This window comes from Dactylosporangium sp. NPDC051087 (genome assembly GCF_055586325.1).
In genome coordinates, this window is sequence record NZ_JBVJIJ010000013.1 from 158987 (window position 1) to 177509 (window position 18523).

The following is an 18523-nucleotide window of genomic DNA, read 5'->3' on the forward strand; positions in this document are numbered from 1 at the left end:
TCCCGTGGACGATTTGATGATCATCGGTGTCGACCTCGTCGCCATCGCCGTGCTGACCTTCGCGGTGTACTTCCCCCGCCATCACCGCCGCGACCTGGTCGTCGCGTTCATCGGGGTGAACCTCGGCGTCCTGGCCACCTCGATCGTGCTCGGCTCCTCGTCGGTCGGCGCGGGCCTCGGCCTCGGCCTCTTCGGCGTACTGTCGATCATCCGGCTGCGCTCCAACGAGATCGCCCAGCACGAGATCGCCTACTACTTCGCCGCGCTCGCCCTCGGCCTGCTCAGCGGGCTCAGCCCGGCCGTCGGGCCGCTCACGGTGGGGCTGATGGCGCTCGTCGTCGGCGGGCTGTTCGTCGCCGACCATCCGCGGCTGTTCGGCCGGCACCGGCAACAGACGATGCAGCTGGACCGGGCGCACACCGACGAGGCGACGCTGCGCGCGCACCTGGAGGACCGGCTGGGCGGCCGGGTCGTCAACCTGATCGTCCGGCACGTCGACCTGGTCAACGACACCACGCTCGTCGAGGTCCGGTACATCACCGGCAGCGGCAGCAACGCTCAGCTCGGGCCGGCCATCGAGCGGGTGACGGCATGACGACGACAACCGGCGCCGCCGCGCTGCGGCCCATCGGGCTGGACGAGCTGACCCGGCGGGCGGCACTGCAGACCCGGGTCGACCGCAAGTATCTGCTGCCCGCCGACCGGCTCCCCGAGGTGCTGCGCCGCCTCGCCCGCGCCGCCCGGGTCCTGGAGATCGACGGACGGCGCAGCTTCGGCTACCGCTCCGACTACTTCGACACCCCGGCCCTCGCCTGCTACCTCGCCGCCGCACACCGCCGGCGCCGCCGCTTCAAGGTGCGGGTCCGGACCTACCTGGACACCGGTGAGCGGTTCCTGGAGTTGAAGACCCGCGGGGCGCGCGGCACCACGGTGAAGGAGCGGGCGCCGTACACCGGCGGCCCCCTGACCGACGTCCCGATGCCCTGCGACCCAGGGCTGCTGCGGCCGGTGCTGGTCACCCGGTATGACCGCACGACGCTCTACCTGCCGGCCACCGGCGGCCGGGTCACGATCGACACCGGCCTCACCTGGCAGCTGTGCGACGGCGGCGACGGCCTGCGGCTGCCCGGCCGGGTGATCGTCGAGACGAAGGCCGCCGCCGGCGCGTGCGAGGCGGACCGGCTGCTGTGGTCGCTGGGTCACCGGCCGTGCCCGATGTCCAAGTACGCCACCGGCCTCGCCGCGCTGCGGCCGGACCTGCCCGCGAACCGCTGGCTGCGAACCCTGCGCCGGCACCTCCCGATCGACATGGAGTCCTGAGATGCGCATCCGTGCCCGCCTGCTCGCCGCCGTCACCTCCACCGTCCTCGCCGCCGCTGCGCTCACCGGCTGCGGCACCTCCAGCGGCTCCTCCTCCGCCTCCGCCGCCTCCTCCAGCGCGGCGGTCGTCGCCGACGCCACCCTCAGCGCCGCCGCCGTGCTGGCCGCCGATACCGCGGTGCACGAGGCCGGCACCACGTGGAGCGCTTCGGACGCCGTGACGATCTCCCTGTCCGGGTCTTCGGCGTCGGTACCGTCGGGCAAAGGCGTCACCGTCAGCGGCGGCAAGGTCACCATCTCCGCCGCCGGCACCTACCGGGTCACGGGCACGCTGAGCGACGGGCAGATCGTCGTGGACGCCGCCGGCGCGACCGTCAAGCTCGTCCTGGACGGGGCGAACGTCAGCAGCTCCACCGGCGCGGCGATCGCGGCCACCGCGGCCGAGCAGGTGGTCGTCATCCTCGCCGACGGCAGCAGCAACACGCTGTCGGACACCAAGGCGTACGCGGCGGACGCGGCCGTCAACGCCGCCCTGTACAGCGCCGCCGACCTGACGATCGCCGGCTCCGGCGCGCTCACCGTGCACGGCAACGGCAACGACGCGATCGCCGGCAAGGACGGCCTGGTCGTCGCGGGCGGCACGATCACCGTCGACGCCGTGGACGACGGCATCCGCGGCAAGGACTACCTCGTCGTCACCGGCGGCACCGTCACCGTCACGTCCGGCGGCGACGGGCTCAAGGCCGACAACACGGAGAAGGCCGACGCCGGCTACGTCGCCGTCAGCGGCGGCACGCTGCGGATCACGGCCGGCGGCGACGGCGTGGACGCGGCCACCGACCTGGTGCAGACCGGCGGCACGATCACGGTCACCGCGGGCGGCGGCAGCACCGCCAAGACCGGCGACACCTCCACGAAGGGGCTCAAGTCCGGGGTGATCAGCGTCCTTGAGGGCGGCATCGCCACGGTCGACGCCGCCGACGACGCCGTGCACAGCGACGGCGCCGTGCACCTCGCCGGCGCGACGCTCACGCTGTCCTCCGGCGACGACGGCGTGCACGGCGGGACCGCGCTGGTCATCGACAAGGGGACGGTGAAGGTCGCCAGGTCCTACGAGGGTCTCGAGTCGGCGCACATCACCGTCAACGGCGGCGACATCTCGGTCGTCTCCAGCGACGACGGGCTGAACGCCGCGGGCGGCTCCACGTCGGCCTCGACGGGCACCGGTTCCGGCTCCGGCGGCGGCTCCGGCGGCTCCGGTACGGGCACCGGCGGGATGGACGGTGGCCGCGGCGGCGGTGGCTTCGGTGGCGGCGGCGGTGGCTTCGGCGGTGGTGGTGGCGGTGAGGCGGTCGGCGACTTCACGGTCACCGTCACCGGCGGGACGCTCGTCATCGACGCCGGCGGGGACGGGTTCGACTCCAACGGCACCGCGACCATGACCGGCGGCACCGTCGTCGTGAACGGGCCCACCCAGCGCAACAACGGCGCCCTCGACGTCAACGGCGCGTTCACCGTCAGCGGCGGGGTCCTCGCCGCGGCGGGCAGCTCCGGGATGGTCGTCGCGCCGGACACGGACTCGGCGCAGGGCTGGCTGTCGGCGACCTTCACCGGCACCCTCGCCGCCGGCACCACCGTCCAGATCGTCGACGGCTCCGGCAAGGTCGTCGCCACGTTCGTGACGTCGAAGGCGACCCAGAACCTCGTGTACTCCTCGCCGGCGATCACCAGCGGCGCGCAGTACAAGGTCTACACCGGCGGGACGGCGAGCGGCGGCAGCACCGGCGGGCTCGCGGCGGGCGGCAGCCTCGGCTCGGCGGCCCTCGCGGTGACGGTCACCGCCGGTCAGGCGCCGGCCGGCGGCGGGATGGGCGGCGGCCGGTAGCACCTCCCCGGGCGCGTCCGGTTCGCAGGACGCGCCCGGGGCCTCCGCCGCTGCTCACCCCTTCCGTGCCTGTCGTGTCTTGCTGATGCCTTCCGGGTGGCTTCCGGGTGGGTGACACGATCGGGTGCATCCTGACGGTCACCCGGGCCCGCCCGTCGGCATCGGAGTCGGCCCCGACGGAGGTGCCGGCGGGCGTGTCCACGTGAATACGCTCGGTGCATGACGTGCCCGATCTGCGCCTTTCCGGGCAATGACGCCGCCGCGATCCGATGCGCCAACTGCGGCTTCGCGATGCGCCCTCCGCCGCCCAACCCGGCACCCGACGACGAGACCGGTCCGGGCCCGGCCGCCGCCGTGCCGCCCATCCCCGGACCGCGGGTCGCCACCTACGACGAGCACCCGGGTCCGCCGGTCGTCGCCGCGTATGGCGAGCACCCGGTCCCCGGTCCGCCGGTCGTCGCCGCGTATGACATGCACGCGGTTCCGCGTCTGCCGGCCGTCGCCGGGTATGGCGAGCAGCCGGTCGTCGCCGCGTACGACGTGCACGCGGTTCCCGGGCCGCCCGGTGCGGGTCCGCCGCCGTTCCCGCCGCCGTACTCGTCGTGGCCGCCGGTGTCCTGGCCGCCGGTCGTGGACGCGCCCACCTCCGGGCCGCCGGTCCCGGGAACGCCCGGCGCGTGGCCGCCGGTCTCCGGCGCACCCACCTCCGGGCCGCCGGTCTCCGCCGTGCGGGTGCCCGCGCCGCCCGGCTCCCGCTCGCCGGCCGCCGCCCGGCAGCGGCCGCGGGTGGTCGTGCCGCTCACGGTGATCGTCGTGGTGCTCGTCGTCGCCAGCACCGTCATCGCGGTGGTGCGGATGACCGGCGGCCCGAAGTTCACCCCCGCGGCCGCCGAGACGACCGCCCGCGTCGGCTGGAACACCCAGCCCGGCCAGCCGGACCAGCGGGCGGCGGGCCAGGTGTCCGGCCAGGCCTCGGCGCCGGCCTTGCCGCCGAGCGGGGTGCCGGCCGGGGCGCAGGCCGACCCGAGGGCGCAGGCCGCCGCCGTCGACGGGGTGCTCGACGCCAGCGTCGCCAGCCGTACCAGACTCAACGCCGCCATCGCGCGGGTCAGCGACTGCACGTCCATCGAGCAGGCGATCGGCGACCTGCGCACGGTCGGCGCAGAGCGGCAGGCGCAGCTGGACGGCGTCGCCGCGTTCGACCTGTCCGCGCTGCCCGAGGGCGAACAGGTCCGGACCCTGCTCAGCGAGGCACTGCGGTACTCCCTGGCCGCCGACCGCGGATTCGTGCTGTGGGGGCAGGCCGTGCAGGACAGCGGCTGCGACGGCGGCGGCCGCGCCGACTACCAGGAGGCGCAGCGCCAGTCGCGGCTGGCGAGCGACGCCAAGACCCGCTTCCTGGCCGTCTGGAACCCGGTCGCCGCCCGCAACGGCCTGCGCGACCGCTCATCCGCCGAGATCTGACCGGCTCCGGCCGGGGATCGTGCCGCGCTCCACGACGTCCCACCGCACGTAGCGGTAGCCGGCCCCGAACGGCACGTGATCGAGGAAGTCCTGCTCGCCGCGGTACCGCTGCACCGCCGCGGGCCGGATCCTGTCCGGGTACTCGTACCCGGGGTACATGACCCAGTGCTCGACGTAGACCGACGCTCCGGGCTTGCGGGCCACGAAGATCTCGCCGACCTTCGTGCCGTCGGCGTGGAAGATCTCGTGCAGCGGATAGCGGCCCTGCGCCGCGAGGGGCGCGGCGCAGACCCGCGTCCCGGCCGCGTTCACGGAGCAGGTCACCTCCATCTGCGCCGCCGCCGACGACCCGGTGAGGAGCCCGGCGGCGGCCACGATCCCGGTCAGCAGCGCCACGCGCCGCTTGACGTTTCCTGCGTGTCTGGTGCTCATGCCGCCATCATCGGCGCCGCCGCACCACCGCCGGATCCGTAGAACTACGGGCGTGCGGGGGACCGGAACCCGACAGGGCGAGGGCCATGACGAGGGCAGGGGAGGGCCCGGCCGTCGGTAGCGTACATCGACGCATCCGAAATCGTCGATAGGAGACACGGTATGACGCGCTTCAGGCGTGCACTGATGTCGATGACGCTCCTGACCGGTCTGATCGGCGCCGCCGGCGTCGGCGCCCCCGCCGCCGCGGCGGCCGTGGCGGACATCCGCGACCAGCTCGAGGCGGCCCCGGGCGTGACCGTCCTGGAGGAGCAGCCGGTCGAGGCGCCGTACCGGTTCTTCGTCCTGAGCATCACGCAGCCGGTCGACCACCTGCGGCCCGCCGCCGGCACGTTCCAGCAGCGGTTCACGATCCTGCACCGGGGCACCGACCGGCCGACGGTGCTGCACACCACCGGCTACAACGTGCCCGCGTACGCGTTCCGCTCGGAGCCGACCCGGCTCGTGGACGGCAACCAGCTCTCCGTCGAGCAGCGCTTCTTCACCCCGTCACGACCCGACCCGGCGGACTGGTCGAAGCTCACCATCTGGCAGGCCGCCAGCGACCACCACCGCATCGTCGCGGCGCTGAAACCGATCTACGCGAAGAAATGGCTGTCGACCGGCGCGAGCAAGGGCGGCATGACCTCGATCTACCACCGCCGTTTCTACCCGTCCGACGTGGACGGCACGATCGCCTACGTCGCCCCGCAGGACGTCGTCAACAGCGAGGACTCCGCGTACGACCGGTTCTTCACGAAGGTCGGCACCGCGCAGTGCCGGGCCGCCCTCGACGCGGTCCAGGTCGAGGCGCTGCGCCGGCGCGGCGAGCTCGTCGCCCGCTACGAGGCGTGGGCCGCGGCGAACGCCCGCACGTTCACCACCATCGGCAGCGCCGACCGCGCCTTCGAGTTCATGGTCAACGGCACGACGTGGGCGTTCTGGCAGTACAGCCTGGCGAGCGACTGCGCCACCGTGCCACCGGCGACCGCGTCCAGCGACGACCTCTGGGCCTGGCTCGACGAGATCTACGGCATCGACTCCAACACCGACCAGGGCGTCGGCCCCTACATCCCGTACTACTTCCAGGCCTCCTACCAGCTCGGCTACCCGGACGTCGCGCTGCCGCACCTGGCCGGCCTGCAGCACTACCGCGGCCAGGACCGCGCGCAGTCCTACATCCCCCGCGACATCGTCCCGCACTTCCAGCCGCTCGCCATGGACGACGTCGACGTGTGGGTGAAGCTCTTCGGCCGCCGTCTCTTGTTCGTGTACGGCCAGAACGACCCCTGGGGCGCCGAACCCTTCCGCCTCGGTCCGGGCACGAAGGACTCCCTGTCGTACACGGCGGCCGGCGCCAACCACGGCGCGAACATCGCCAAGCTGACCCCGGCGGAGGCCGCGACCGCGACGGCCGCCGTCCAGCGCTGGGCCGGCGTCACCACGGCCGCGTCCCTCACCGGGGCTCCGTCCCACATCCCGTCCCTCGACGACCGTGACCCGGCCCTGGACCGCCGTTTCGCCCTGCGGTGACAGCTCCATGACCGCCCCGCGTCCGGCGGGGCGGGCCCCGCGTCGTGCGCCGGGAAGTGTCGTACCCGGCCGGTACCGTCGCGGGCATGACGGGGATGCGGCAGACGCCCCGCTCCCCGGGGGCAGTTGGGGAGCGGGGCCTTCCTGGGGCGGGGATCAGGACCGCGACGACGACCATGACGAAGCGGTCTTGGGCTGCGAGGTCTGCGGGTCGGGCCGGCCTGGACGGGACGGCCTGGTCCGCGCGTCTGCGGGCGCATGCCGGCCAGGACGAGGCGGCCCACGGTTGTCGGGGCTTGCGGTCGTGGCGGCCTGAGGTCGCGGTGCCGGCGTGCGGCGGACCTCGGGACGCGGTGCCGGTGTGCGGCGGGCCTCAGGACGCGGACGGTGAGGGTGCCGCGGTCGTCGGGGCGGTGGGCGTGGTGACCGGGCCGGGGCCGCGGTTGCCGTCCTGGCCGGGGCGGACCTTGCGAGGCTCACCGTCACGGCCGGGGACGCCTGGGGCTCCGGGTCCGCCGTAGCGGCCAGGGCGTTCGTCGCGGGTGATCCGGCCGCGGTCGTCGCCGCGGTGACCGTCGCTGAACAGCGCGGCCCCGACGGCGACCACGCCCGCGCCGAGACAGCAGCCCAGCACCAGGCCGATGATGCCGACGAGCAGTGGGACACCGACCCGGGAGTCCCGCAGACGCCCACCGGCCGTCCGGATCCCACCCGGCGCTGCCGGGGGAGGTGCGGCGTACGCCGCCGGGGTCGTCGCGCCCGGGCCCGCTGACGGGGGAGGCGGCGCGGCCCACACCGGCTCACCGGGACCGCCGTGTGCCGGGCCACCTTGCGCCGGATCGCCCTGCGCCGGGCCGGCTTGCGCCGTGCCGCCCTGCGCGGGGGCACCCTGCGCGGGGGCACCCTGCGCGGGGGCGGCCTGCGCGGGGGCGGCCTGCGCGGGGGCGGCCTGCGCGGGGGCGGCCTGCGAGTCGCCTTCCGCCGCGCCGGTTTGTGCCGGGCCGCTCTGTGCCGGGCCGCTCTGTGCCGGGCCGCTCTGTGCCGGGCCGCTCTGTGCCGGGCCGCTCTGTGCCGGGCCGCTCTGTGCCGGGCCGCCCTGTGCCGGGCCGCCCTGTGCCGGGCCGCCCTGTGCCGGGCCGCCGTGGGCTGCGGTGTCGTGGGCCGGGGTGTGCACCGTCGGGGCGTCCCGGGTCGGGTCGGCGGCGGGCCGGTCCGGATCGTCGGGCAAAGGCTTCGTGTCGCTCATCGGAGACCTCCGGTGCGGGGCGATGTCGGGGTCGACGCCGCCAGCATCTGCCCCGCACCTAAGAGGTCCGGTCCGCGTGACTAAGAGTTCGATGAGAAATCCGCGAGGGCCTCCCGGGCCTCGGCGAGCACGGCGTAGGAGGTCGGAGTGGTCAGGACGTGTTCGAGCGCCGCGCGGTGCGCGACCCGCAGCGCGTCACCGGCCGGGACGGTGACGTCGGGGGTGACGCCGGTGCCCTCCCAGTTGGTGCCGGTGACCGGGTTGATCGAGCGGGCGATCGGCACCGCGACCTCCAGGGTCGCCGAGAGGGGGAAGCGGTCGGTCGGGTGGGCGCCGCCGCGGGTCACCTCGCCGACGAGGGTGGCCCGGCGCAGCGCCTGCAGGTTGTAGGCGAACTCCTCACCGGCGGAGAAGGTGAAGTCGCTGGTCAGCACGTACACGGGACGGTCCAGGTAGCGTGGGCCCGGCACGTACGCGAGCGTCCAGAACTGCCTGGTCGTGCCGGTGCGGCCGTCGTAGATGTCGTTGAGGTGGGTGTCGGAGTCGGGGAACAGGTAGCTGTGCCACAACTGGACGCCGTCGGGGTCGCCGCCCTTGTTCCGGCGCAGGTCGAAGATGAGGGCACCGGTGTGCGCGACGAGCCGCATCGCCGCGGCGATGGCGGGGCCGCCCGTGCCGGGTGACGCCACGCCGCGCAGGTCGACGTACCCGACGTTGCCGTCAAGCCGCTGCACCGCGGCGATGTGATGGTTGCCGAGTCGCTGCGCCTCCAGCCAGGCGGCCTCGGCCTCCTCGGGCGTGACCGCGGCGCGGTGGTCGGGGGATCGGACGAGCAGCCGCAGATGCCTGTCGCCACTGACCTCGTGGAACACCGCCGTGACCCGCGCCGCGAACCCCTCGACGTCAAAGCCGCTGCCGGCATCGCCGATATCGCCGAAACGGTCGGTGCCGCTGGGATCGCCGGTGCCGTGAGGATCGCTGACACTGTCGAAGCCGTCACGCCCGGCGCCGCCGAAGGGGTCGCGCGCGTCGGGCGCGTCGGGCGCATCCGAGTCGCCAGGGCAGTAAGCGTCGGTGGCGTCGAGCCCGTCGGCGTTGCCGGGGCTGCCGGGGCTGCCGGTGTTGCCCGGGTCGGGTGGGCTGCTGGCGTTGTCGGAGTGGTCGCGGCCGGACCTGCCGGGGGCGTCGAGGTGCTCGCGGCTGTCGGCGTTGGCGAGGTGCTCGCGGCCGTCGGCGTCGCCAGGGCGGTCGGGGCTGCCGGAGGTGTCGACGTTGCCAGGGTTGCCGAGGCCGTCGAGGTTGCCGGCCTCGTCGAGGTTGCCGAGGTTGTCGAGGTCGTCGAACTCGCCGGCGGCGGCGCGGCGTTCGATCGCTGTCGCGACCTCGGCGGCGACGGCCGGGAAGACGTAGTGCTTGCGGATGAGGTCGAGCATGTCGTGCAGCAGCTGATGCATGTGGTTGTGCCTTTCGCACTCAGGTCACTGGTCCGAGCGGGCCCAGGCGCGAGCGACGCCGCGAACGGTCAGCGGCGCGAGGTGACACCTGGGCGGTCATGGATGCGGGCCACGGCGTCACCTCCTCGAAAAGCAGAACCTGAACAACAACCAGCGTGAGTATCGCACAGCGGTCAGACAAAACCCGGAAGCCGGCCGGCGACCTCGGTGGGCGACGGCATCCGGGCGATCTCCCCGGCGAGCACCCGTGCCGCGTCGCGGTGGCCGGCCTGCCCGGACAGCAGGGTCAGGACCTCGTCGGTGACCGCGTCGGCGGTCAGCTCGTCCGGCGCCAGCCGCAGGCCCGCGCCGCGGGCGGTGACGGCGGCCGCGTTGGCGTGCTGGTCGGCGCCCTGTGGCAGGAGCAGCTGCGGTACGCCCGAGGCCAGCGCGCCCAGGGTCGTGCCGCTGCCGCCGTGGTGCACCACGACGTCCGCGTGCGGCAGGACCGTGGCCTGGTCCACCCATGGCTGCACGGTGACGCCGGCGGGCAGGGTGCCGAGTTCGTGCGGGGGGACGCGGCCGGCGGCGACGATCACGGTGAGCCCGAGCCTGGTCAGTCCTTGGATCGCGGTGGTGAGCAGGTCCGCGGTGCCGAACGCGGTGCCCAGCGTCAGGTACGCCAGGGTGCCCGCCGGGCGGGTGAAGGCGGGGGACGGCTGGGCGTACATCACCGGCCGCAGCGCGATCCGGTCGGCTGTCGCCAGGAAGTCCTCGTCCTGCAGTGAGGGCGGGCAGATGTCGAGGTGCGGACGGCCGGGCGCCTCGTCGACCAGGGTCGGGATCCGCAGGCCGATGCCGTCGGGGAACATGCGGCCGAAGCCGTGCCACAGTCCGGGAATGCCGGCCCGGTACGCCGCCGCGGCCGCACCGGGCACGCCCCAGCCGTGCACGACGAGGTCGGGGCGCAGGCGGTCGAGTTCGGGCGCGAGGTCCTCGGCGTAGATCTCGTAGAAGGCGTCGGCGGGCCGGAACGGGCGGAGCCCGTGCGCGTCGAGGGCGGGGTGCACGGCTTCGCCGGCGGCGAAGTGCACCTCGTGGCCGGCTTCGCGGCAGGCGGCCGCGAGGGGGACCAGGGGATAGGTGTGGCCGGGCGAGCCGAGGCCGGCGAACAGCACGCGCACCGGCCCAGCTTGCCAGTTGACGGCCGCGCCGAAAAACATACACTCCAAGTGCATATACTCCCCGCCGGATGAAGGAGCTGTATGAGCGCGCAGGAAGGCAGGCTCGCCGGTCGGGTCGCCGTCATCACCGGGGCGAGCCGGGGCATCGGCTTCGGCATCGCCAAACGGTTCGTGGAGGAGGGCGCGAAGGTGTGCGTCACCGCACGCAAGCCCGACGCCCTGGAGGAGGCGGTCGCCGCGCTCGGCGGGCCGGTCAACGCCGTCGCCGTCGCCGGCCGGGCCGACGACCCTGAGCACCGCGCCGACGCCGTCCGCCGGGTGGCGGACCTGTTCGGGCCGCCGGACGTCCTGGTCAACAACACCGGTATCAATCCCGTGTACGGCCCGCTGCTGGAGCTCGACCTCGACGCCGCCCGCAAGATCTTCGAGGTGAACGTGCTCAGCACCCTCGGCTGGGTGCAGGAGGTCTTCCGCGGAGCGCCGGGCAGGGGCGGCGCGGTCGTCAACGTGTCGTCGGTGTCGGCGTTCCACCCGCCGGCCGGCATCGCCTTCTACGGCGTCACCAAGGCCGCCCTCAACCACCTCACGTCGTGCCTGGCCGCCGAGCTCGCGCCGGCCGTCCGGGTCAACGCGGTCGCCCCGGCCGTGGTGAAGACCCGCTTCGCCGCCGCCCTGTACGAGGGGCGCGAGGAGGACGTGGCCGCGCTCTACCCGATGGGCCGGCTCGGCGTGCCGCAGGACGTGGCGGGCGCCGCCGCGTTCCTCGCCTCCGACGAGGCGAGCTGGATCACCGGCCAGACCCTCGTCGTCGACGGTGGCGTCACGCTCGCCCGGAGGGCCGGATGACGGCCGCGGGACTGCAGCTCAACGGCGCCGCCGTGGTCATCACCGGCGGCGGCTCGGGGATCGGCGCGGCCCTCGCCCGCCGGTTCGCCGGGCTCGGCGCGCAGGTCGTCGTCAACGACCTCGACACCGCCGCCGCCCGCCGCGTCGCCTACGAGATCGACGGCCTCGCGTTCTCCGGCGACGTCGCCGACCCCGACGAGGTCGACCGGCTCGTCGACTTCGCCTGGGACAAGCTCGGCGCCCTGGACCTGTTCTGCGCCAACGCCGGTGTCGCGCCGGGCGGTGACGCGACCGCCCCCGACGCGGCGTGGCAGCAGGCGTGGCAGGTCAACGTCATGGCGCACGTCTACGCGTCCCGGGCGCTCCTGCCGCGCTGGCTCGCCAAGGGCCAGGGCCGGCTGCTGGCCACCGTCTCCGCCGCCGGCATGCTGACGCTGCTGGGCAAGGCACCCTACGCGGTGACCAAGCACGCCGCGTTCGCCTACGCGGAGTGGCTGCGCTGCACGTACGCCCACCGCGGCATCGTCGTGCAGGCGCTGTGCCCGCAAGGGGTCCAGACGCCGATGCTCGCCCGCGGCGAGGGACCCAGCCGGGGCCTGCTCGACCGCACCGCCCTCACCCCCGAGCGGGTCGCGGACCACGTCGTCGAAGGGCTCGCCGGCGACCGGTTCCTGATCCTGCCGCACCCCGAGGTCGCCACCTACTACACCCGCCGCGCCGAGGACCCCGACCGGTGGCTCAACAGCATGAACCGGCTCCAGCAGAAGCTCGACCAGGGACGGTTGTGATGGACTTCCAGTTCGACGCGGTGACCGAGGCGTACCGCGAACGCCTCCTCGCCTTCATGGACGAGCACGTGTACCCGGCCGAGCGGGCACCTGACCTCGGCGCGTTGCGACGCACGGCGCGGGACCTGGGGCTGTGGAACCTGTTCCTGACCGGCGAGCACGGCCCCGGGCTGACGAACCTGCAGTACGCGCCCCTCGCCGAGATCATGGGCCGCAGCCCGTCGCTGGCGCCCGCCGCCCTCAACTGCGCCGCCCCCGACACCGGCAACATGGAGCTGCTCGCCGCGTTCGGTACCCCGCAGCAGCGCGAACGATGGCTGGAACCCTTGCTGGACGCCAGGATCCGCAGTGCCTTCGCGATGACCGAGCCCGACGTCGCCTCGTCGGACGCGACCAACATCGCCACCCGCATCGAGCGCGACGGCGACCAGTACGTCATCAGCGGCCGGAAATGGTTCGCCACCGGCGCCATGAGCCCGCACTGCGAGATCCTCGTCGTGATGGGCCGGACCGACCCCGGCGCGCCCCGGCACCGGCAGCAGAGCATGATCCTCGTGCCGCGCGACACCCCCGGCGTCACCGTCCTGCGCGGCCTGCACACGTTCGGCTACGACGACAGCGACCACGGCGGCCACGCCGAGATCGCGTTCGACGGCGTGCGCGTCCCGGCCGGCAACCTCATCGGCGGGGAGGGCGACGGGTTCGCGATCGCCCAGGCCCGGCTCGGCCCCGGCCGCATCCACCACTGCATGCGGCTCATCGGCATGGCCGAACGCGCCCTGGAGCTCATGTGCCGGCGGGTCGCCGGCCGGGTCGCGTTCGGCCGTCCCCTCGCCGAGCAGGGTGTCGTGCAGGACTGGATCGCCGAGTCCCGGGTGCGGATCGAGCAGGCGCGGCTGCTCGTGCTCAAGACCGCGTGGCTGATGGACACCGCCGGCAACCAGGGCGCCCACACGGAGATCCAGGCGATCAAGATCGCGGTGCCGTCCACAGTGGAATGGATCGTCGACAAGGCGATCCAGGCGCACGGGGCCGCCGGCGTCAGCCAGGACACGCCGCTGGCCGGGCTGTGGTCGAGGGCCCGCACGATCCGCATCGCCGACGGCCCCGACGAGGTGCACCGGCGGTCCCTCGCCCGGCGTGAGCTGCGCCGGTTCAGCCCCGCAGGAACTCGATGAGCGCCGGCGCGTACGCGGGGGAGCGCAGCGCGGTCATGTGGTCGCCGCTCACCACCCGCCACCTCGCCCCGGGGATCGCGGCCGCGAGGACCTCCGGCCGGGCCGCCAGGACGTCGTCCTGCCCGACCAGGACGAGCGTCGGCGCGGTGATCCGGTCCAGTGCGATCGGCGAGCTGTGCGCGGCGTGCACCTGCGCGGCCAGGGCGGCCCGGTCGGCGCCGACCGCGTCGGCGAGCAGCCGGAACGCCGCGGCCGGTGACGCCTCGACCGCCGCCGGCGACGACGTGAGCAGCACCGCGGCGACCTCCGCCGGCGGCATGACCCGGGTGTCGAGGCCGCCGAGCTCGACGACCGCGGCGCCGACCCCCGACAGGACGAGGCGGCGCACCCGCGGGTCGCCGGCGGCGAAGATGGCGGACACCACCGCGCCCATCGAGTACCCGACCAGGTCCACAGTGGACAGATTGAGGGTGTCGAGGAGGCGGCCGAGGTCGCGGGCCATGGCCGGCTCGCCGTACCGCGCCGCGTCGTGCGGCTTGTCCGAGGCGCCGTGCCCGCGCGCGTCCGGGGCGACGACCTGCCGGCCCGCCGCGACGAGCGCGTCGACGACGCCGGGGGCGACGAAGTTGGTGGTGGCGTCGACGACGAACCCGTGGTGCAGCACGACCGGCGGCAGCCGGGTCGGCTCGCCCCAGACCTGGTAGGCGATCCCGGCACCGTCGAACGAAGTGAACTGGTCCATGTCGGCGAAGATTAGTGCACTCGAAGTGCAAATAGGAGAGGAACGAGATGGATTTCTCGCTCAGTGACGAGGAGAAGGCGATCCGGGACACCGCCCGGACCTTCATCCGCAAGGAGGTCGAGCCCCTCGAGCAGGAGGTGCTGCGCCGCGAGCGCGCGCACGGGCCGGGCCTGTCCCGCGACGAGCTGCGCGAGCTCCAGCTCAAGGCGAAGCAGTTCGGCTTCTGGGGCCTGTCCACTCCCGAGGAGTACGGCGGCATGGACCTCCCCGCGGTCCTGCAGTCCCTGGTGTGGACCGAGGTCGGCCGCTCGTTCGTGCCGTTCCGCTTCGGCGGCGAGGCCGACAACATCCTCTACTTCGCCGACGACGAGCAGCGCCGCGAGTACCTCGTGCCCACCATCGAGGGCGAGCGGATCTCCTGCTTCGCGATCACCGAACCGGGCGCCGGCTCCGACGCCGCGAACATCTCCTTCGGCGCCCGCCGCGACGGCGGCGACTGGCTGCTGTCGGGGGAGAAGACGTTCATCACCAACGGCAACGACGCCGACTTCACCATCGTCATCGCCGTCACCGACAAGGACAAGGACGTCCGCGACGGGGGTGCGACCGCGTTCCTCGTCGACCGGGCGATGGGCTGGCGCTCGGAGTTCATCCAGACCATGGGCGAGGGCGGTCCCGCGTCGCTGATCTTCGACGACGTCCGCGTGCCCGCCCGCAACGTCCTCGGCGAGATCGGCCAGGGCTTCGACCTCGCGATGCGCTGGATCGGCAAGGGCCGCTACATCATCCCGTCGCACGCGCTGGGCATCGCGGAACGCGCGCTGCGCATGGCGATCGAGCACGCCAACACCCGGCACACCTTCGGCCGCCCGATCGGGCAGAACCAGGCCATCCAGTGGATGATCGCGGACTCCGAGGTCGAGCTGGAGGCCGCCCGCTGGCTGGTGCTGCGCGCGGCGTGGACCGTCGACCAGGGGCTGGACCCGCGGCACACGTCGTCGATGGCCAAGCTCTACGGCGCGAACATGGTCAACGCCGTCGTCGACCGGGTCATGCAGATCCACGGCGGCATGGGGTACACCCGTGAGCTGCCGATCGAGCGCTGGTACCGCTCCGTGCGCCTGCTGCGCATCTTCGAGGGCACCGACGAGATGCAGCGCATGATCATCGCGCGGGACCTGCTGCGCGGCTACACCCAGATCGGCGGGCACCTCGCGTGACCGCCACCCTGTCCGTCGCTGCCATCCTTGCCGAGTCCGCGCGCCGGTACCCCCGGCGGACCGCGGTCGTGGACGGCGCCTCGCGGATCAGCTACGCCGACCTGTGGCACGAGGCGCTCGTCGTCGCCGGCGCCCTGCGCGGGCTCGGGGTGCGCCCCGGCGACCGGGTCGCGCTGCAGTGCCCGAACACGGCCGACTTCCCGCGCGCCTACTACGGCATCCTGGCCCTCGGCGCCGTCGTCGTGCCGGTCCACCTGCTGCTGACGCCCTCGGAGGTGGCGTACACGCTGCGCGACAGCGGCGCCCGGCTGCTGGTCTGCCACCCCGCCGTGGCCTCGGACGCCGCCGAGCTCGCCGGGGTCCCCGCGGTCACGCCCGCCGAGCTGTCCCGCGCGGAGCCGCTGCGCTCGTACGAGTCGCGGGACCCGGCCGACCCGGCGGTCGTGCTGTACACCAGCGGCACCACGGGACAGCCCAAGGGTGCGGTCCTGACGCACCTGAACCTCGTCATGAACGCGACCGTCAACGTGTTCGACGCCAACGACGCCCGCCCCACCGACGTGGTGCTCGGCTGCCTGCCCCTGTTCCACACGTTCGGCCAGACCGTCGGCATGAACGGCACCTTCCGCCTCGGCGCGACCCTCGTCATGCTGGCCCGCTTCACCGGCGCGGCGGCGCTGGAGCTGATGGTCCGCGAGAAGGTCGACGTGTTCCACGGCGTGCCCACCATGTACCTCGCCCTGCTGGAGGCCGCCGCCGGCGCCGGGGAGCTGCCCCGGCTGCGGCTGTGCATCTCCGGCGGCGCGTCGCTGCCCGTCGCGGTCCTGGAGCGGTTCAACGCGGCCTTCTCGACGTCGATCTACGAGGGGTACGGCCTGTCCGAGACCTCCCCGACCGCCACCACCAACCAGCCGCACTTCGGCACCCGCCCCGGCACCGTCGGCCACCCCGTCTGGGGCGTCGAGGTGGCGGTCGCGGACGCCGCCGTGGACGAGCGGATCGAGCTGCTGGCGCCCGGCGTCCTGGGCGAGATCGTCGTGCGCGGGCACAACGTCTTCGCCGGCTACCTGGACCGCCCCGCGGACACCGCGCTCGCGGTGGTGGACGGCTGGTTCCGCACCGGTGACCTCGGGACGATCGACGCGGACGGCTTCGTCACGATCGTCGACCGGAAGAAGGACCTCGTGATCCGGGGCGGCTTCAACGTGTACCCCCGGGAGGTCGAGGAGGTCCTGGCCCGCCACCCGGGGGTCGCGCAGGTCGCGGTGATCGGCGTCCCCGACCCGGTGCACGGCGAGGAGATCTGCGCGGTGGTGGTGCCGTCCGGGTCGCCGTCGGCGGCTGAGCTCATCGCCTGGTCGAAGGAGCGTCTCGGGCGGCACAAGTACCCGCGCCAGGTCCGGTTCGTCGACGCCCTGCCGCTGGGTCCGAGCCACAAGGTGCTGAAGCGTGAACTGCGCAGGACCGTCATGTCACCCTGAACCCCTTCCATTTGGTGTTACCGACACGTAACACTGGCGACATGGTTAGTGCATCGACCGTGCAGAAAGTTTCGTTGCGAGGCCGCGACGCCGACCGTGCCGCCATCGCCACCCTGCTCACCGCCGCCGCGGCCGGCCGCGGCGGTGCCCTCGTCGTCACCGGCCCGGCCGGCATCGGCAGGACCGCCCTGCTCGCCGGCCCTCCCGACACCACCGACCCCACCACCCCCGTCCCGGGCCGCGACGCCGTGCCCGCCGTCACCGGTCGCGCCACCGCCGGACCCGTGCCCGCCGTCACCGGTCGCGCCACCGCCGGCCCCGGCGGCGTCGGGTCCGGGGCCTCCGGGGCCGGGGCGACCGGCCGGGACGCCCCGCCCCGGAACGGCCGGGCCACCGCCGGGCGGGGCGCGACCCTGTGCGCCGGTCCGGGGCGGGACGCCGGTGTCGAGCTGACGGTGAGCGGCTGTCCGGCGGAGACCGGGCTGCCGTACGCCGCGCTGCACCGCCTCCTGCCGCACCCCGACGACCTGCCCCTCGACGGCGGCTACGGCGGCTACGGCTGCTGCGGCGGTCACGGCGACCGCGGCGGTCACGGCGGTCACGGCGACCGCGGCGACCGCGGCGGCTACGGCGACCGCGGCGGTCACGGCGACGGCGGCGACCGCGACGGCTACGGCGACCGAGGCGGTCACGGCGGCGGCTGCGGTGGTCGCGGCTGCGGCGGTCACGGCGGTGCGGTGCCGGACCGGCTCGCCGCGGGGCTCGCCGTCCTCGGCGCCCTGCGCGCCCTGGCCCGGAAGTCCCACGGGCCGGTGGTGTGCCGCATCGACGACGCGCAGTGGCTGGATCGGCCCTCCCTGGACGCGCTCGCCCTCGCCGCCCGGCGGATCGGCGGCGACCGGATCGCGATGCTGTTCGCGCTGCGCGACACGCCCGCCTGCCCGGGCAGCGAGGAGGCCCTCGCCGGCCTGCCGGTCCGCAGGCTCGCGCCGCTCGACCCGCGCGACAGCCGCGACCTGCTCACCGCCGTCGTGCCCGACCTCGCCGGCGACGTCGCCGGGGTCCTCGCCGGCATGGCGGGCGGCAACCCGCGCGCCCTCGTCGAGCTCGCCGCCGCCCTCACCGCCGAGCAGCGCCACGGCCAGGCCGCCCCGCCGGTGACCCTGCCCCGCGACAGCCCGCTGCGCCGCGAGTACCGCGCCGTGCTCCGCTCCCTGCCCGCCCCGGCCCGCGACGCCCTGCTCCTCGCCGCGACCGCCGCCCTGACCGCCGGCCATGACGTGGACGGCGGCGCACCCGGCTGCCCGGCCGCCGTGCTGCTGCGCGCCGGCCACCCCGCCACCGACCTCACCCCCGCCGAACGGGCCGAGCTGATCCACGTCGACGACGACCTGGTCCGCTTCGTCCCGCCGCTGTTCGCCCAGGTCCTCTACGCGGAGGCCACCCTCGCCGACCGCCACGCCGCCCACCGCCTCCTCGCCACCCCGCCCTCCTGCACTAGGCCCGGCCCGGAGCGATCTGGGCCCGAGCCGGGGCCGGAGCGGCCCGAGCCCGAGCGCGTGGCGGAGCGTCGTGGGCCCGAGCCCGGGCCGGGGAGTCGTGGGTCCGAGCGCGTGGCGGAGCGTCGTGGGTCCGGGCGCGGCCCGGACCGTCCCGAGCCCGAGCGGGTGGCGGTGCGTCGTGGGCCCGAGCGGGTGGCGGAGCGTCGTGGGCCCGAGCGCGTGGCGGAGCA

General features: G+C 74.4%; 15 protein-coding genes and 1 pseudogene. 11 read left to right on the top strand and 5 right to left on the bottom strand.

The features are described from left to right. Positions 1–4: 4 nt before the first annotated feature. The 4 genes from ACZ6TV_RS25355 (at position 5) to ACZ6TV_RS25370 (ending at position 4669) form a co-directional block, all read left to right on the top strand. Positions 5–595 (top strand): DUF4956 domain-containing protein, encoded by a 591-nt coding sequence (locus ACZ6TV_RS25355; protein ID WP_465299732.1) that lies wholly within the window; start codon positions 5–7, stop codon positions 593–595. Continuing rightward, on the top strand, positions 592–1320 hold the full coding sequence (locus ACZ6TV_RS25360) for a polyphosphate polymerase domain-containing protein (protein WP_465299733.1): 729 nt from the start codon (positions 592–594) through the stop codon (positions 1318–1320). The genes ACZ6TV_RS25355 and ACZ6TV_RS25360 overlap by 4 nt, the downstream gene beginning before the upstream one ends. A gap of 1 nt (position 1321) precedes the next feature. Further along, positions 1322–3205, top strand: coding sequence for a carbohydrate-binding domain-containing protein (locus tag ACZ6TV_RS25365; protein ID WP_465299734.1), 1884 nt, complete (start codon positions 1322–1324; stop codon positions 3203–3205). A 219-nt stretch (positions 3206–3424) separates the two neighbouring features. After that, a complete protein-coding gene (locus ACZ6TV_RS25370) occupies positions 3425–4669 on the top strand; it encodes a hypothetical protein (RefSeq protein WP_465299735.1) in 1245 nt (414 codons plus the stop codon). On the opposite strand, the gene ACZ6TV_RS25375 is transcribed toward ACZ6TV_RS25370, so the two are convergent. Beyond that, positions 4652–5101: a hypothetical protein gene (locus ACZ6TV_RS25375; RefSeq protein ID WP_465299736.1), complete on the bottom strand. Its 450-nt coding sequence runs from the start codon at positions 5099–5101 to the stop codon at positions 4652–4654. The genes ACZ6TV_RS25370 and ACZ6TV_RS25375 overlap by 18 nt on opposite strands. A 192-nt stretch (positions 5102–5293) precedes the next feature. Between ACZ6TV_RS25375 and ACZ6TV_RS25380 the strand changes: the two genes are divergently transcribed. Further along, a complete protein-coding gene (locus ACZ6TV_RS25380; protein WP_465299737.1) occupies positions 5294–6673 on the top strand; it encodes a S28 family serine protease in 1380 nt (459 codons plus the stop codon). A gap of 373 nt (positions 6674–7046) precedes the next feature. On the opposite strand, the gene ACZ6TV_RS25385 is transcribed toward ACZ6TV_RS25380, so the two are convergent. The 3 genes from ACZ6TV_RS25385 to ACZ6TV_RS25395 all read right to left on the bottom strand — a co-directional run bounded on the left by ACZ6TV_RS25385 (position 7047) and on the right by ACZ6TV_RS25395 (position 10536). Further along, a complete protein-coding gene (locus ACZ6TV_RS25385) occupies positions 7047–7919 on the bottom strand; it encodes a hypothetical protein (RefSeq protein ID WP_465299738.1) in 873 nt (290 codons plus the stop codon). Between the two features lie 80 nt (positions 7920–7999). Then, the gene (locus ACZ6TV_RS25390) at positions 8000–9373 is read right to left on the bottom strand and encodes a S41 family peptidase (RefSeq protein WP_465299739.1); all 1374 of its coding nucleotides are present in this window, start codon (positions 9371–9373) and stop codon (positions 8000–8002) included. A gap of 173 nt (positions 9374–9546) precedes the next feature. Next, positions 9547–10536 (bottom strand): glycosyltransferase, encoded by a 990-nt coding sequence (locus tag ACZ6TV_RS25395; RefSeq protein ID WP_465299740.1) that lies wholly within the window; start codon positions 10534–10536, stop codon positions 9547–9549. An 81-nt stretch (positions 10537–10617) separates the two neighbouring features. Here ACZ6TV_RS25395 and ACZ6TV_RS25400 point away from each other — a divergent pair, with 81 nt between their 5' ends. The 3 genes from ACZ6TV_RS25400 to ACZ6TV_RS25410 are packed head-to-tail and all read left to right on the top strand — an operon-like array spanning position 10618 to position 13348. Further along, positions 10618–11382, top strand: coding sequence for an SDR family oxidoreductase (locus ACZ6TV_RS25400; RefSeq protein ID WP_465299741.1), 765 nt, complete (start codon positions 10618–10620; stop codon positions 11380–11382). A gap of 11 nt (positions 11383–11393) precedes the next feature. After that, positions 11394–12170: an SDR family oxidoreductase gene (locus ACZ6TV_RS25405; protein WP_465299848.1), complete on the top strand. Its 777-nt coding sequence runs from the start codon at positions 11394–11396 to the stop codon at positions 12168–12170. Continuing rightward, a complete protein-coding gene (locus ACZ6TV_RS25410) occupies positions 12170–13348 on the top strand; it encodes an acyl-CoA dehydrogenase family protein (RefSeq protein WP_465299742.1) in 1179 nt (392 codons plus the stop codon). Before ACZ6TV_RS25405 ends, ACZ6TV_RS25410 begins: the two co-directional genes overlap by 1 nt. Here ACZ6TV_RS25410 and ACZ6TV_RS25415 read toward each other — a convergent pair. After that, the gene (locus tag ACZ6TV_RS25415) at positions 13326–14090 is read right to left on the bottom strand and encodes an alpha/beta fold hydrolase (RefSeq protein WP_465299743.1); all 765 of its coding nucleotides are present in this window, start codon (positions 14088–14090) and stop codon (positions 13326–13328) included. The two genes, ACZ6TV_RS25410 and ACZ6TV_RS25415, sit on opposite strands and share 23 nt — an antisense overlap. A gap of 47 nt (positions 14091–14137) precedes the next feature. Here ACZ6TV_RS25415 and ACZ6TV_RS25420 point away from each other — a divergent pair, with 47 nt between their 5' ends. From ACZ6TV_RS25420 to ACZ6TV_RS25430, 3 genes and pseudogenes are all read left to right on the top strand, one after another. Beyond that, the gene (locus ACZ6TV_RS25420) at positions 14138–15310 is read left to right on the top strand and encodes an acyl-CoA dehydrogenase family protein (RefSeq protein ID WP_465299744.1); all 1173 of its coding nucleotides are present in this window, start codon (positions 14138–14140) and stop codon (positions 15308–15310) included. Continuing rightward, complete coding sequence (locus ACZ6TV_RS25425; RefSeq protein ID WP_465299745.1) at positions 15307–16791, top strand: long-chain-fatty-acid--CoA ligase; 1485 nt, start codon at positions 15307–15309, stop codon at positions 16789–16791. Before ACZ6TV_RS25420 ends, ACZ6TV_RS25425 begins: the two co-directional genes overlap by 4 nt. A 41-nt stretch (positions 16792–16832) precedes the next feature. Continuing rightward, a pseudogene (locus ACZ6TV_RS25430) lies at positions 16833–18523 on the top strand (hypothetical protein); the annotation flags it as partial.

Excerpts from the sequence above, each read along its gene's own strand:
- ACZ6TV_RS25415 (WP_465299743.1), bottom strand. The coding sequence starts at position 14,090 with ATGGACCAGTTCACTTCGTTCGACGGTGCCGGGATCGCCTACCAGGTC.
- ACZ6TV_RS25360 (WP_465299733.1), top strand. The coding sequence starts at position 592 with ATGACGACGACAACCGGCGCCGCCGCGCTGCGGCCCATCGGGCTGGAC.
- ACZ6TV_RS25390 (WP_465299739.1), bottom strand. The coding sequence starts at position 9,373 with ATGCATCAGCTGCTGCACGACATGCTCGACCTCATCCGCAAGCACTAC.
- ACZ6TV_RS25365 (WP_465299734.1), top strand. The coding sequence starts at position 1,322 with ATGCGCATCCGTGCCCGCCTGCTCGCCGCCGTCACCTCCACCGTCCTC.
- ACZ6TV_RS25400 (WP_465299741.1), top strand. The coding sequence starts at position 10,618 with ATGAGCGCGCAGGAAGGCAGGCTCGCCGGTCGGGTCGCCGTCATCACC.
- ACZ6TV_RS25420 (WP_465299744.1), top strand. The coding sequence starts at position 14,138 with ATGGATTTCTCGCTCAGTGACGAGGAGAAGGCGATCCGGGACACCGCC.
- ACZ6TV_RS25380 (WP_465299737.1), top strand. The coding sequence starts at position 5,294 with ATGACGCTCCTGACCGGTCTGATCGGCGCCGCCGGCGTCGGCGCCCCC.
- ACZ6TV_RS25370 (WP_465299735.1), top strand. The coding sequence starts at position 3,425 with ATGACGTGCCCGATCTGCGCCTTTCCGGGCAATGACGCCGCCGCGATC.
- ACZ6TV_RS25375 (WP_465299736.1), bottom strand. The coding sequence starts at position 5,101 with ATGAGCACCAGACACGCAGGAAACGTCAAGCGGCGCGTGGCGCTGCTG.
- ACZ6TV_RS25385 (WP_465299738.1), bottom strand. The coding sequence starts at position 7,919 with ATGAGCGACACGAAGCCTTTGCCCGACGATCCGGACCGGCCCGCCGCC.
- ACZ6TV_RS25410 (WP_465299742.1), top strand. The coding sequence starts at position 12,170 with ATGGACTTCCAGTTCGACGCGGTGACCGAGGCGTACCGCGAACGCCTC.